Annotated in this window: 15 protein-coding genes; 12 read left to right on the top strand and 3 right to left on the bottom strand. The window is 39.5% G+C overall.

Features of this window, described 5'->3' with window-relative positions; translation table 11 throughout:
* The first annotated feature begins 75 nt into the window (after nucleotides 1–75).
* From CJ305_RS16745 to CJ305_RS16735, 3 genes are all read left to right on the top strand, one after another.
* Entirely contained in the window at nucleotides 76–687 is a 612-nt protein-coding gene (locus tag CJ305_RS16745; RefSeq protein WP_099647451.1) for a M15 family metallopeptidase, read from the top strand.
* Nucleotides 688–910: 223 nt separating this feature from the next.
* Nucleotides 911–1,648: a ferritin-like domain-containing protein gene (locus CJ305_RS16740; RefSeq protein WP_099647450.1), complete on the top strand. Its 738-nt coding sequence runs from the start codon at nucleotides 911–913 to the stop codon at nucleotides 1,646–1,648.
* A gap of 25 nt (nucleotides 1,649–1,673) precedes the next feature.
* Nucleotides 1,674–2,504 carry a ferritin-like domain-containing protein gene (locus CJ305_RS16735; RefSeq protein WP_099647449.1) on the top strand — a complete coding sequence of 277 codons (831 nt, stop codon included), beginning with the start codon at nucleotides 1,674–1,676 and terminating at the stop codon, nucleotides 2,502–2,504.
* A 72-nt stretch (nucleotides 2,505–2,576) separates the two neighbouring features.
* Here CJ305_RS16735 and yajC read toward each other — a convergent pair whose 3' ends face one another.
* The 3 genes from yajC to nusB form a co-directional block, all read right to left on the bottom strand.
* Nucleotides 2,577–2,873: a preprotein translocase subunit YajC gene (gene yajC / locus CJ305_RS16730; RefSeq protein WP_099647448.1), complete on the bottom strand. Its 297-nt coding sequence runs from the start codon at nucleotides 2,871–2,873 to the stop codon at nucleotides 2,577–2,579.
* Nucleotides 2,874–2,882: 9 nt separating this feature from the next.
* Nucleotides 2,883–3,347: a DUF1573 domain-containing protein gene (locus CJ305_RS16725; RefSeq protein ID WP_099647447.1), complete on the bottom strand. Its 465-nt coding sequence runs from the start codon at nucleotides 3,345–3,347 to the stop codon at nucleotides 2,883–2,885.
* Nucleotides 3,348–3,517: 170 nt separating this feature from the next.
* The gene (gene nusB, locus CJ305_RS16720; RefSeq protein ID WP_189319479.1) at nucleotides 3,518–4,465 is read right to left on the bottom strand and encodes a transcription antitermination factor NusB; all 948 of its coding nucleotides are present in this window, start codon (nucleotides 4,463–4,465) and stop codon (nucleotides 3,518–3,520) included.
* 265 nt (nucleotides 4,466–4,730) lie between these two features.
* On the opposite strand from nusB, the gene CJ305_RS16715 reads away from it, so the two are divergent.
* The 9 genes from CJ305_RS16715 to CJ305_RS16675 all read left to right on the top strand — a co-directional run bounded on the left by CJ305_RS16715 (nucleotide 4,731) and on the right by CJ305_RS16675 (nucleotide 14,200).
* Entirely contained in the window at nucleotides 4,731–6,488 is a 1,758-nt protein-coding gene (locus CJ305_RS16715) for an ABC transporter ATP-binding protein (protein ID WP_099647445.1), read from the top strand.
* A gap of 67 nt (nucleotides 6,489–6,555) precedes the next feature.
* The gene (locus CJ305_RS16710) at nucleotides 6,556–6,927 is read left to right on the top strand and encodes a PUR family DNA/RNA-binding protein (RefSeq protein ID WP_099647444.1); all 372 of its coding nucleotides are present in this window, start codon (nucleotides 6,556–6,558) and stop codon (nucleotides 6,925–6,927) included.
* Between the two features lie 159 nt (nucleotides 6,928–7,086).
* Nucleotides 7,087–9,603: a M14 family metallopeptidase gene (locus CJ305_RS16705; protein ID WP_099647443.1), complete on the top strand. Its 2,517-nt coding sequence runs from the start codon at nucleotides 7,087–7,089 to the stop codon at nucleotides 9,601–9,603.
* Nucleotides 9,604–9,811: 208 nt separating this feature from the next.
* Nucleotides 9,812–10,858: an RES family NAD+ phosphorylase gene (locus tag CJ305_RS16700; RefSeq protein WP_099647442.1), complete on the top strand. Its 1,047-nt coding sequence runs from the start codon at nucleotides 9,812–9,814 to the stop codon at nucleotides 10,856–10,858.
* 166 nt (nucleotides 10,859–11,024) lie between these two features.
* Nucleotides 11,025–11,390, top strand: a complete 366-nt coding sequence (locus CJ305_RS16695) for a hypothetical protein (RefSeq protein WP_099647441.1) — start codon at nucleotides 11,025–11,027, stop codon at nucleotides 11,388–11,390.
* Between the two features lie 154 nt (nucleotides 11,391–11,544).
* Nucleotides 11,545–12,057, top strand: a complete 513-nt coding sequence (locus tag CJ305_RS16690; RefSeq protein ID WP_099647440.1) for a hypothetical protein — start codon at nucleotides 11,545–11,547, stop codon at nucleotides 12,055–12,057.
* A gap of 55 nt (nucleotides 12,058–12,112) precedes the next feature.
* On the top strand, nucleotides 12,113–12,733 hold the full coding sequence (locus CJ305_RS16685) for a hypothetical protein (RefSeq protein ID WP_099647439.1): 621 nt from the start codon (nucleotides 12,113–12,115) through the stop codon (nucleotides 12,731–12,733).
* A 157-nt stretch (nucleotides 12,734–12,890) separates the two neighbouring features.
* Nucleotides 12,891–13,442: a hypothetical protein gene (locus CJ305_RS16680; RefSeq protein WP_099647438.1), complete on the top strand. Its 552-nt coding sequence runs from the start codon at nucleotides 12,891–12,893 to the stop codon at nucleotides 13,440–13,442.
* A 155-nt stretch (nucleotides 13,443–13,597) separates the two neighbouring features.
* Complete coding sequence (locus tag CJ305_RS16675) at nucleotides 13,598–14,200, top strand: SMI1/KNR4 family protein (RefSeq protein ID WP_223248908.1); 603 nt, start codon at nucleotides 13,598–13,600, stop codon at nucleotides 14,198–14,200.
* Nucleotides 14,201–14,278: the final 78 nt, after the last annotated feature.

Below are 14,278 nucleotides of genomic sequence, written 5' to 3'. Positions count from 1 at the left end.
TTTTTGTAATTTCCAATTTAAACCAGGCTTCACTTACTGTTAGTGCTGCAGACATTATTTCTAAACTAATTTTTGATGAAAAACTTCTTCTTTCTATATATATGCGGAATTTTTTTCGCGAATGCGCAAAGCGAAAAAGCTCCCTTAGTAAAACTGGACACCCTACAAGACGGGTTTACCTACGATATACGTTACGCCAGCACAAACAATTTTCTGAAAGAAGCCTTTTACGACTGTGCAGCCTGTTACCTACGACCGGAAGTTGCAGCAGCGCTTAAGGAAGCTAATCATTATTTCTGCGAAAAAGGATACCGTATTGTGCTTTTTGATTGCTACCGGCCGGTAAGTGCTCAGAAGAAAATGTGGGCGGTATATCCCAATGCCCAATACGTCGCAAATCCCTACACTACCGGATCAGTACACAATCGTGGAGCAGCCGTAGACATCAGCCTTGAAAAATTAGACGGCACTCCGGTTGATATGGGTACCGATCATGATTTTTTTGGCCGGGAGGCGCATATTGATAATACCGATCTACCTAAAGAGGTACAAGCAAACAGGGCCTTGCTTCAGGAAGGTATGATTCGTTTTGGTTTTGAAACCATCCGCACCGAGTGGTGGCATTTTAACTACAAAAAGAATTATGCGTTTAAAATTATTGACTACGATTTTGAATGTACCAATTAATTCATGCATAGCTTAATTCCGTCTGGTTCTGTCCAAAATATATCTAGCATTTTTTTCTTCCCAAAATTAACATAAACAATTCCCTATTATTTATAATAATTAGTGTTAATAAATGCTTTTCAAGTACTTTTTCTCTTAAAGCTTTGTTAAAGGCTAGTTTTAAAAAAACCTTAGGTCCTTTTCACTCGTAGATTTCAGTACAATAACCAAAAACTACGACATTATGAAAAAGAAAAAAGGAAATGAGGTAAAAACTCAGGCTGTGGGCAGAAACCGCAGAAACTTCTTAAAAGTCAGCGGTCTTGCACTTGCAGGTTCTGGCCTTTTATTGGCATCATGCGACAATGATGATGATGCCGGGTATATGAACCCGAACGGAATATTTGATCTCGGGTCCGGGGATGTTGGTGTTCTTAATTATGCTTATGCTCTAGAACAACTTGAAGCAGCCTTTTACACTAGCGTATTAGATGGTTCCTATTGGGCCGGTGCTGATGCCGAAGAAAAAGCTATTCTTGAAGATTTATACAATCACGAGGTTAATCACAGAGATTGGTTTAGAGCGGCAATAGGTGCAAATGTTACCAACCCGGCACAACGCTTACCAGACAATCTGGAATTTGATTTTAGCAGTGTCGATTTCAGCAGCCGTACTTCAGTTTTACAAACCGCAATGGCTCTTGAAGATACTGGTGTGGGCGCCTACAATGGAGCAGGGATTTATATTCAAACTCCTTTATACTTAACGCTTGCAGGTAAAATTGTTTCTGTAGAGGCACGTCACGCTGCAGCGATTCGCTCTATAATGAATCCTGATGGAGATTTTAAAGCTTTTGCAGGCGACGATATTGTAACCGTGGATACTGGTCTTGATGTGGCCTATACGCCAGAGAAAGTATTTGAAAATGCAGGTCCTTTTATAGTAACGCCATTTACTTACAAAAACCCAATGGGATCGTAAACACTAACCTTAAAAGAAAATCACAATGAATATCATAAAATTTTTAGACGAATTTACCACAGATAAACTTCAGCAACCTATGTCTTCACGACGTGAGATGTTTGGTCAATTAGGAAGTATCAGTAAAAAAGCTGCAATGCTGGCAGTGCCTTTTGGCCTTGCAACCGTTAGTAATAAAGCTCACGCTCAGGAGAGCGGTGATGTTGCAGGCATTTTTAATCTTGCTTTGACTCTTGAATATCTAGAAGCTGAATTTTACATGAAAGCCCTTGATTCCGGAGTGTTAGGCAGTAGCGGGAAAGCGCGCGAAATTTACGAGCAAATTTCACAACATGAGGATGCACACGTGGCTTTTCTAAGACAAGCGTTAACCAATGCAGGAGCTACACCCGTAGAGAGTCCTACATTTGACTTTACAGCCGGAGGAAGCTTTGATCCCTTTAATGAAAATGGAAGCGGGCAGGATACAGCCTATGCTCAGCTATTAGCTTTAGCCCAGGCTTTTGAAGATACCGGTGTACGCGCTTACAAAGGTCAGGCAGCAAATCTTATTGGTCAGGGTGGCCTGCTTACCGCAGCTTTACAAATTCACTCGGTAGAAGCACGTCACGCCTCTGAAATCAGAAGACTTCGAGGTCTGGAAGGCTGGATTACAGGAGATCAACGCGGAGCCGGTATGCCCGATGCTACCCAAGCCGTTTATAACGGAGAAGAAAATGTGAATCAGGGTGGAGTTGATGTTACCACTTTAGGTACTTCAGATCCGTTCTCTTTTGAATCTTCAACACAAGCTTATGATGAGCCTATGAACGGAGATACCGCAAGAACCATTGCAAGTCTGTTTATTGCAAGCTGATTTTATACAGTAATTAGAATAAAAAAAACCCGATGTTTTGAAACATCGGGTTTTTTAGTTTATTGAAAATTCTTATTTCTTTTCGTTTTGCGGTTTTTCAGGCTCATTAAGCTTTTTAGAAAGCTCCAGAGAAAGCGCAGAGCGTTCAAAACGCATCTTGCCGGCACCGGCATCTAATAAAACGCTATCTTCATTGAGCTCTAAAATTTTACCGTGCAAACCACTCTTGGTAATCACACGATCTCCGCGTTTTAAGGCTTCAGAAAACTTCTTTTCTTCCTTCTGACGCTTCATCTGCGGGCGAATCATAAACAGATACACCACAGCGATCATCAAAAGAATAGGTAAAAAACTGGTTATTTGTTCCATTATAAGGGATTATCCTTGTGCAGCAGGTCCTTCAGTAGGCTGTACAAAGGCGGTTATTTTTACGGTTTCAGATCCTTTTTCGGTATTAGACTTTACAGTCACTACTTTGGTTACCGCGTTAAGACCGCTACCGTTGTATTTTACTAAAAGTTCGCCTGTTTCTCCCGGTTGAATAGGTGCTTCAGGATAGCTAGGTACGGTACAACCACAAGTACTGGTTGCATCTACAATAACTAGAGGTGCTTTACCGGTATTCTTAAATTTAAAAACGTGCTCTACTTCGGTACCGCGTGCGATGTTTCCGAAATCGTAAGCTGTTTCTTCAAATTCAATTACCGGGAAAACAGTTGCATTCTCATCACGAGTCGCAGCCATTTCCACATTTTCACCTTTAACCTTATCAGACGCATTGTCTTTACAGCCTGTAAATGCCATTGCAGCAACAATACCTGCAATTAAAAATACTTTTTTCATGTTCATCAAATTTTTAAAAGTTCAAAAATACAATTTTATTGGCAACGCCAAAGGCATAATACCTTCAAGGTTTGCCTAAAAACTAAGTTTCAAAAGAATGCCCTGGGCTTGACCCAAAGTGACTGTTTTAATTGGAGATTCTATGATCCCGTCTCAAATCGATACAAAAGCTATTCCATAAGACCACGACCGGCCTTATTTAATCGTCCTTCTTTTTTATACTTCTTAACCAGACGATCAAGCACCCCGTTTACAAAGATGCTACTCTTTGGGGTTGAATATTCTTTAGAAAGTTCCAGATATTCATTAATACTCACCTTGATGGGAATTGATGGGAAACGCAAAAACTCGCACAAGGCCATTTTGATCAAAATCTTATCTAAAACCGCGATACGGTCCTGATCCCAGTTTGGAGTGTTGCCCAGTATTTCGGCTTCAAATTCCTCGTCATTATGTGCAGTGCGTCTCAGCAGATCGCGGGCAAAATCACGGTCTTCCTCATCTTTATAAAGTTTTGGCAGGATCGTGCTTTCGGGAGAATTGGGTTTGATCTTTCCTAAACGTTTTACGAGCGTGGTATTCACTACCGGCAAATCGTCAAGCCAGGTTATGCGGTAATCTTCCAGATAATCGTAGAGCTTATCATTTGGCGCCACAAATTCGGTAAACATATCAATAACAAACTGACGGTCTGTTTTAAAATTGGTTTCGGGCTGTGACATATAGGCCTCATAAAGATCACTCTTAACGAGTTCATCATAAATAAGCACAACATACTCATTGTCCAGACGCCAGTTTTTCAGCTTTGCTTTTTTAAGACTGCCCTGCAGGGTCTCGTTTTCTGAAAGACGCACCAGGATTTCATTATTTACAAAACGTAAATTGGGATTACGATCTTCTTCTGTTGCGAGGATTTTTTGCTGGGAACGCTCCAGAATATCTTTTGCGTGAGCGTGAATTTCGGTAAGTAAATCTACCAGAACCAGATACAGGTCATACATCTGGGCAGTACTGGCATTGAGAAACTTTTCTTCTTTTTGTAAATCGGGCTGTTCGGCCTGACTTAAAGCATAAAGCGCCTGCATTACCTTAATGCGAATGTGCCTCCTGTTGAGCATAGCGTTAATGAACTTAAAGTGTTAATACCCGTAGGTATTTTAAAGCTTTGGTTGCAAGAGCCTCCACATTACCTTTAATGCAGGTAGCCGGGCGGCTCAAAAACGCTGCAAAAATACATGATCTTAGAAAGTTCTAAGCCTGAAAACTGCTTTTTTATCTTAAAAATACCGGAGCCACTTTTCTAAGCCGAATCGCGTATCTTTGTCGGCCGTATTACAGACCTTAAAAGTGGTCAAGACTACCAATCTCGCTGCATTACGCATTATGAAAGAACTTCAGCATCTCAATAAATATTTTAAAAAGTACAAATGGAAACTCATTCTGGGCTTCTTCATCGTACTGGTTGCCCGCATTTTTGCCATTCTTACACCTAAGTTTAGCGGGGATATGATCAATCTTGTTGAAAATTATATGAGTAAGGGTGGTGATCTGAGCGAACTGAAACACAATCTGTTGATGACCCTGCTCCTGCTTCTGGGAGCCGCTTTGCTATCAGCCTTCTTTACCTTTTTAATGCGGCAGATGTTTATTGTGGTTTCCCGCTATATGGAAGCCGACCTTAAAAACGAGGTGTACGAGCAGTATCAAAACCTTTCGCTCAACTTCTATAAGAAAAACCGCACCGGTGACCTGATGAACCGTATCAGCGAGGATGTGAGCAAAGTACGCATGTATCTGGGGCCCGCCATTATGTATGGGGTGACCACATTTATACTCTTTGCAACGGTAATCCCCTATATGTTTTACACAGCGCCAGAGCTTACCTTATACGTAATCATACCGCTACCCATTCTTTCGGTGGCTATTTACCAGTTGAGCCGTCTTATTCACAAGCGCAGTACGGTAGTACAGCAATACCTTTCGCATCTCAGCACCTTTACGCAGGAGTCTTTTAGCGGTATTGGTGTGATCAAGGCTTACGGAATCGAAAAACAAACCTATACTAACTTTGAAAAACTCAGCATCACCAGCAGAGATAAAAACCTCGATCTGGTAAAGGTTCAGGCCTTTTTCTTCCCCCTGATGATCGCTTTGATCGGGGTAAGTAACCTGCTTGTTATTTATATAGGCGGAAAAAAATACATCGAAGGCAGTATTCCTGATCTGGGCGTGATTGTCGAATTTTTGATCTACGTAAATATGCTGACCTGGCCGGTAGCTTCGGTGGGATGGATTACCTCTTTGGTACAACAGGCCGAAGCCTCTCAAAAGCGTATCAATGAATTTTTGAACGAAAAACCCAGCATTGTAAATCATACCGAACAGCATACCCCCATAGACGGAAGCATTCAGTTTAATAAGGTGAGCTTTACTTATGAAGATACCAACATCACGGCCTTAAAAGACGTCTCCTTTGAAGTTAAAAAAGGGGAAACTCTGGCTATCATTGGTAAAACCGGTTCCGGAAAGTCTACCATTTTAGAACTTATAGGACGATTATACGACACCACTGGCGGAAGTATCGAAATAGACGGTACAAACATCACAGCGCTCAACCTGAAAGATCTACGAAACAGCATAGGCTATGTGCCTCAGGAAGCTTTTCTTTTTAGCGACAGCATCAAAGAAAATATCAAGTTTGGTAAAAAAGACGCGACCGATGCCGAAGTTACGGAAGCGGCCAAAAATGCTTCGGTACACGACAATATTGTCGATTTTACAAAAGGTTACGACACGGTTCTGGGTGAGCGGGGTATTACTCTGAGTGGAGGCCAAAAACAGCGTGTTTCTATCGCCCGGGCCATCATTAAAGACCCGCAGATTTTACTCTTTGACGACAGTCTTTCCGCAGTAGATACTGAGACCGAAGAAGAAATTCTGGAAAACATAAAACGCATCGCTTCAGATAAAACCACCATCCTGGTGAGCCACCGCATTTCTTCGGCTAAAAATGCCGATAAGATTATTATCCTTGAAGAAGGACAAATCATTCAACGCGGTACACACAATGATCTGGTCAATCAGGAAGGCTATTATCAGGAGCTGTATCGCAAGCAGCTTGAAGAAAAAGAAATGGAATAATTTTTTGTACACCATTTAATTTTTTTCCATTTTTGACAGCGTAATGCATATTAATTAAACCAAGAATATGAGCAATACTGAAATGAGGGGGAATGACGAGATATTCTCTAAAGTGTTAAGAGCAGGGCGCCGCACCTATTTTTTTGACGTACGTTCTACCCGTGCAGGGGATTATTACCTAACCATTACCGAAAGCAAGAAATTTACCAATGACGATGGGTCTTTTCATTACAAAAAGCACAAAATCTATTTATACAAAGAAGATTTTGAAGGCTTTTCTGAAATCCTGAATGAAATGACCGGTTACATCCTTGATGAGAAAGGTGAAGAGGTCATCAGCGAACGTCACCAGAGCGATTACAGCAAAGAGGACGATGCAGAGCTGGTAGCCGAAAAACCTGCAAAAGCCTTTACTGACGTAAGCTTTGAAGATATTTAAAAAAAATGACGTTTAGATTAAAGCCGCAACTACTGCGGCTTTTTTTATGCCCTGCTCTTACCTAAAAGCTATTTTCCCCCCAAAGGCTGTGCTTATGCACAGAAATCAATATCTTTAAAACAAATCGAATATAATAATCCTAAAACCCGTTACAGAACTATGAAAAACGCTACGCTTCTTGTTTTTCTGCTCAGCTTAAGTTTCCTTACTGCACAGGTAACAGATCTTAACCTCGATTATTACCTCCCAAAAAATGTAAGCTACAACCCCGAAATACCAAAGCCTCAGGAACTTCTGGGTTATATGCCCGGAGAATGGCACGTTAGTCACGATCAGCTTATTAGCTATATGGAGCGACTGGCTGAAGCATCGCCCCGTATAAGTATTGATCTTCGCGGCAGCACTTTTGAAGGGCGCCCTTTGCTCCTGCTCACCATCACCTCTCCTCAAAATCATCAGAATCTGGAAAACATTCGCGAGAAGCACGCTGCGCTAACTGAAGATGGAAGCGCAAATCTGGATACAGCCACTATGCCTATTGTGGTATATCAGGGAATGAGCATACACGGTAATGAGGCCAGTGGTTCTAACGCCGGTTTACTGGCAGTCTATTATCTGGCTGCTGCCGAAGGTCCTGAGATCGAGTCTTTGCTTAATGATGTGGTTATTCTTTTTGATCCCTCTTTTAATCCGGATGGTTTACAACGCTTTTCGTACTGGGCCAATACCAATAAAAATCAGACCGTAACTGCCGATCCTCAGGACCGCGAATATGATGAGATCTGGCCCGGCGGGCGTACCAATCACTATTGGTTTGACCTGAACCGCGATTGGTTACCGGCAGAATTACCCGAGTCTCAGGCGCGTATAGAAACCTTTCACCAGTGGCATCCCAACATTTTAACCGATCATCACGAGATGGGCAGCAGTTCGTCTTTTTTCTTTCAGCCCGGGATACCAAGTCGTACGCACCCGCTTACACCGGCTCTTAATCAGGAGCTTACTGCAGAGATTGGAACCTATCACGCCAAAGCTTTTGATAACATTGGTTCGCTGTATTACACCGAAGAGGATTACGACGATTTTTACTACGGAAAGGGTTCTACCTTCCCCGACATTAACGGAAGCATCGGTATTCTTTTTGAGCAGGCTAGTTCACGCGGTCATCTTCAGGAAACTGAAAACGGACTGCTGAGCTTTCCGTTTACGATTCGGAATCAGTTTACCGCATTCCTGTCTACCCTCGAAGCAGCAAAGGCTATGCGTACCAAACTGCTCAATTACCAGCGTGATTTTTACGCCAATTCAAGAGCTGAGCGCGGAAAGGACGCGTATATCTTTGGCAATACAAACGATCCTGCACGTGCCGCGCATCTGGCCAAATTGCTGAAAAGACATCATATCGAGGTGTACAAACCGACCCGCGACTATGAAACAGATGGAAAAAACTTTGGTACAAACAGCAGCTATGTGGTGCCAAAAACCCAAAAGCACAGTCGTTTGCTCAAAGCCATGTTTGAAACCCGCACCACCTTTGAAGACAGTTTATTTTACGACATCTCAGCCTGGAGTTTTCCACTGGCTTTTAATCTCGATTTTAGCGATGCGGCTCCGGCCGGTCTTGCCGGCGAAAATCTTGACAGCATCACATTGCCTCAACCGCTTACCTTGCGGCAAAGCAATTATGCCTATTTGATTCCATGGGGAAATTACTACGCGCCAAAAGCCTTAAACACCATACTCAACGAAGATATTCGGGTTAAAATGGCCATGCAGCCCTTTACCCTTAATGGAAAAACATACGATTACGGGACTTTAATGATCCCCGTGCAAAATCAAAAACTCGATGCCGAGGCTCTGCAAAGCTTTCTGGATGGGGTCGCTAAAGACGCACACCTCACCATTGATCCTGTAGCAACCGGCTCTACGCAGGGAATTGATTTGGGAAGCCGGCAGTTTGAGTCGGTTAAAAAGCAACACATTGCGCTTTTAGTGGGTGAAGGTATCAGTTCGTATGATGCCGGTGAGATTTGGCATTTGCTCGATACGCGTTTTGACATTTCGATTACCAAATTAGACACCCGCAATTTCAGCCGTTCTGGTCTGGATCGCTATACTACGATTATCATGCCTTCCACCTGGGGTCGTGGCCTCACCGACGAGGATGCCGAAAAGCTCAAAACCTGGGTTCAACAAGGCGGAACTCTCATTGGCTCTAAAAACGCTGCAAGGTGGATCAAACGCAACGGACTCGTTGATTTTAAAGAAGTAGAAACCGAAAATCCCGCCACCAACATCAGCTTTGAACAACGCGGGGATTTTAACGGAGCGCAGGTTATAGGCGGCGCCATTTTTAAGGCCAAACTGGACCGCTCCCACCCTATCGCGTTTGGTTATGACCGGGATGAAATCAACCTCTTTAGAGATACTACCCTGTTTATCGAAGCCGATGAAACCAGTTATAAAAACCCGGTTTTATATACCGAAGAACCCTTGGCCAGCGGTTACATCAGCGATATCAACCTCGAAGCGCTAAAAGGCACACGCCCCTTTGTACATCAGAGCCTGGGCAGAGGTGACGTGCTTGTCTTTACAGATAACACCAACTTTAGAGCGTTCTGGTACGGTACCAGCAAGTTGTTGATGAACGGTATTTTCTTTGCTGGAGCGATGTAGGATAAAGGTTTGCGGTTTGCGGTTTGCGGTTTGCGGCAAAATGTATTTAAATCAGGAATTCCGTATAAAACGAACAACTCGAAAGGGTATATTTACGAGAACGCAATCGTATAGTATATGTTTACAAACCTTTGTAAATGAATTATAAAACAGATATAGCAGTACAAAATGTACTGTTATCTAATTGTTGTGTGTCATTTGAGAAAAGATGAGTAATACAGATAAACTTTGTTCAGAATGTTTCACAGACCAAGGACTTAAACTCTTGGCGGAGCGAATTGGAATAGAAAATTCCCAGAGCTGCACTAATTGTTCAAACTCAAACGGAATTAAACTAAACATTGAACAAATAGAAAATTTGGCTTATAGATTTTTTGTTATTGGAAGTATCTTTAAACCAGATTATGGAGCTGCCCCTCTAATTCAATTTAATGAACATCAAAAAACAAGCATCAAGTTATCTAAATCATTACAAAAAGATATCAAACTATTTGAAAAGGAATTAGGTGTTGGCTTTTTTCATTATGGTCCTAGACTTTGGATGATTGGCGAAATTGAACCTCTTAAAAACTTGCAAAATAAGAAAACAAGAAAATCAATCTTCGACAGGATAATCAATGAGTTTCCAACAATTTTATTAAAAGAAAACGAATTATTCTATAGAATTCGAACTAATCCTAAAAATCCAATTGCTGAAAATGAATATGATAGTTCACCATATCCAGGAAATGGACGATTTGACAGTGAAAATCATCAAGTTTTGTATGGTTCACAAGATTTAGAAGTTTGTATACACGAATGTCGAGTAACAGTAGAGGACGAAATATATGTCGCAACTCTAAAGCCGAATAAGGCTTTAAAACTTTTAGACTTGACAGAGCTAATTGATGAAGAAGGTACTGAATTTGAAAGTCTTGATTTATCAATACAAATGCTGTTTTTAGCTTCGAAACATTCCTATGAAATTTCAAAAGAATTAAGTCTTTATGTAAGCGAGAAAGGTTTTGATGGCATTATATATCCTTCCTTTTTTAGTTTAGCCAGGACAGGGAAAATTCCATTCCCAACGGTTTATGGAATTTCTACAAGAAGGATTCCTCAATATAAAGAATTTGAAAAATCAAGTACAATTCCGAATCTTGCTTTATTTGGAAGCCCTATAAAAGACAAGAAGATTGGAGTTGAAAATATTAATAAACTTGGACTAAATAGAATAATTTACGATTATCAATTTGGTCCGGCTGAAATAAATTAAAAAAAACACCAAAACGTTGGCTATAAGAATTGCTTGTAATCGCCTACTTCTGAAAATCCTCGCGTCCCGAAGCTTCGGGATTCAGTTTAGTGTGTACTTGCAAAGTTAAATGCTAACCCACGCAACTACTCATAGCCAAGACCGGTGGCAAAAATCAGAAAAACATATGGCTGGAATAGTTGAACCTGATTTAGAACAATATTTTCATTTCTTGATTGCCGATTACGGCTTTGAGAAAATGAAAGAATATTCTCTAGCCAGAGAAGTGTTTAATGATTATTTTAAAGATGGAACTCTCATAAAGTTTATTTATGACGGGACTTTAAGAGTGAATATCAGCAAGGCAAAAGACTACAATCAAAGTCATAATTTTTCGGAAAAAAAATTTAAAAAAGTAGTTGGTATGAATCAGCAAATCTCAAAAGCTTACCTCGAGAAAATGTATAATGAAGAAGGTCATTTTAAAGAGCAAGCACAGCTGATTTCTGATACTTTTAAAAAGAATACGAAACTTCTGGAATCGAAAAAATGACTTTTACCAACAATATATAAAAACAATGCTCAAACCTGTCTTGAATCGAAAGTCCATGCTCGCGTGCAACGCCTGATTGTCCTGGACAATCAAACTCGCCAGCTCGCACTGCTTTTATACGAGACATTATCCACAAGCTGAAAAATTGAAATATTTGATTGTCATACTTGCATTTTTCTTCTCTTCGAATGACGATAAGAACCCTCGAGAAATACCAATTGACTTAAAAGAGATGGGGGTTGTTGACTTTTTTCAACCAGATGAAATTTTAAGAGTTTGGAGATATCCGGAAGGAGGAGCAGCTTTTGAAGAATTATTTGAAATAAAAAGAACTGGGAATAATTGGACTGCAAGTAGATTTACATATTTACCGGACGAGTTTCGAAATGACAATCAACTCCGGTCGTTACGGAAAAAGGAAAAAATTGATTTGTCAAAAGACGAAATTAAAGCATTTGTAAACAGAAAATTATTACATAAGGATACAAAGCCAACTGAAATCAGAGAGGATGTTGTTTCCACTGTTTGTCTTTGCGATTTATACAGGACGGAATATCGAAAAGGAAATCAGGCCCACTTTTTTGAATTTAATCTTGAAGAAAAAGGCAATACAAATATTTCCAAAATCAAACTGATTTCCTTTTTAACTAAAAGCGTGTTGGAGTAAAGCCCAGTGGCTGAAAACGTGTATAAAACGTTACCACAAATTGAAAAACCTCGGAATGAAATTTAAAATACTGATTTTAAGCATATTAATATCCAATTTTATTTACTCACAATCTGTAAAAGATTCACTTTTACAAAAGGATATCGTTGACTTAGTTGAAGAAATGGAATTTATGTATGGTTATGACCAAATACTACGTGAATACATAATATTTAAAACTTTTGATAAATCAGAAACTGACAGAATAGAAAATCTTCCTGACAGTTTAAGAACAGAAGAAATGACTAAAAGACGATTTAAATCTGATAGCATCGGAAAATTAATTTGGAAGAATTATATCAACCCAAAAGATGCTGAACATACCGAAAGAATGATTGAAATAACAAAAAAGTATGGTTTTCCAAGTTTAAATCGAATTAAAAAGTATTATCACGAAGAATTCGCTGACCCAGAATTTAATCCATATATATTATTAGTTCACGCGCCTAAAAAATATTGGGAAGAACTGAAAATATTAATGAAAAGTGAACTGGATAGCGGAGTTATTAGTAAATGCACTTATGGTCATTTATTATGGCATATTACAGGAAGAAAAAGTTTTCAACCTATGTTGGATAATGGATATGAAATGGTCGTGAAAAATGGAAAAACGACTTTAAAATCAACGTGTAATTGAAAAACGTTGCACAACAATTTATAATTGTAATCACGGCCCCCCGAGACTTCGGGAGACTGCGTCTGAATCCACTCTGAATTGCTAACGTCTATGTCAAAACGAATAGTAACGCATATTAACCCCTAACTGCGATTATATAAGGCTGTTGTGCTACATTATGGGAAAACAAATTCTAACAATAATATTATTTTCGATTTCAAGTCTGACTTTCGCTTGTAGTTGTAAATGGGGAGGAAACTTTATAAAATCTTCCAAAGATTCTGAAGTAATAATAAAAGCCAAAGTGGTTGACGTATTGTGGCATTTTGATAGTGGAAAAACGTTTAATAATGAGGAAAGCTTTGGGGATTATTTAATCAAAACCAATGAAGAACATTATAAGTCTACAAGAGTTGAGGTTATTGAGTTAATAAAAGGAAAAGAAGAAAGGAGAATTTTTGAAATTTACGGGAGTGATGGTGTTGATTGTCGAGAAAGTATTCATCTTTTCGAAATTGACCGAATCTATATTTTTGGTATTTACAAGAGTCGTAAAACTGAATATAGCCAACCTAATGAAGATGAAAATGATTATGCGATTGGTGGATGTTCAGAAAAATGGTTAGAATTCTTACCTGAAACGAACAAAGTAAAAGGCTATATAAAAGGACAAAAGCGAAAGAAAAAGCGAAAATACGATTATGAAAAGCTTGTGAAGAAAATAACATAGCAAAATAACGTATGACCGCAATTGCGGCGTCCTGAGGCTTCGGCTAACTAGGTCACAATCCATTTAGAATTCCTAACTTCTGTACTTAGCCGAAAAGTATTAATTTCAAACACGTAATTGATGATTATACGAGAGCATTGTTTACAATTTTAAAAATGACCGCAAATAACAAACTAACTTTTGGAATACTATTTTTTTTACTGTCTTGTGGGGCTTCAAAGAATTTGGAAAAACAGACCTCAAATCAAACAACTGAAATGAAAAAAGTACTGACTGACTTATTCCAAAAGTCATTGACCACGAGAGACAATAATTATTTTACTACCGATCAAATAAAAAATAATTGGATTGGCAATCTTCCAGCAACCCAGAAAGAAATTGAGGAAACTGAATCAAGGCTTGGGATTAAATTACCTGCTGATTACAAAGAATTTCTCAAAATAGCGAACGGATATCCGACTTATAATGACGCAGTTGAACCGAGTTTTGAAAAAGTACGTGAGATTCAATATTTAAGAGTTTTTGATCCAGAAACAATTCAAATTTGGATAAAAACTGGTAACGATGAAATAGGAAAAAAATTAAACCAAAGCATAATTGTTGCAGGAAAGCAAGAAGAACAGTGGTTTCTTTTAATCCCGCCAATTGAAGAAAATGATACGTGGAAATACTGGAAATTTGCGAGTTGGATTCCAGGAGAAATTGAATATAAAAATCTGACAGAATACTTTTTAGACACATCAAACGGAATTGAATAAAAAACTGTGCGCAAAAACGATAATCGTGACACAAACCTCATAACTTTTAAGCACTATCTCATAAAGTGTGTAACTAAA

Origin of the sequence: Leeuwenhoekiella nanhaiensis, from assembly GCF_002744755.1 — a bacterium.
Taxonomy (GTDB): Bacteria; Bacteroidota; Bacteroidia; order Flavobacteriales; family Flavobacteriaceae; genus Leeuwenhoekiella; species Leeuwenhoekiella nanhaiensis.
The sequence above is the reverse complement of the archived record's forward strand: the minus strand, read 5'-3'. Positions and strand labels throughout refer to the sequence as shown.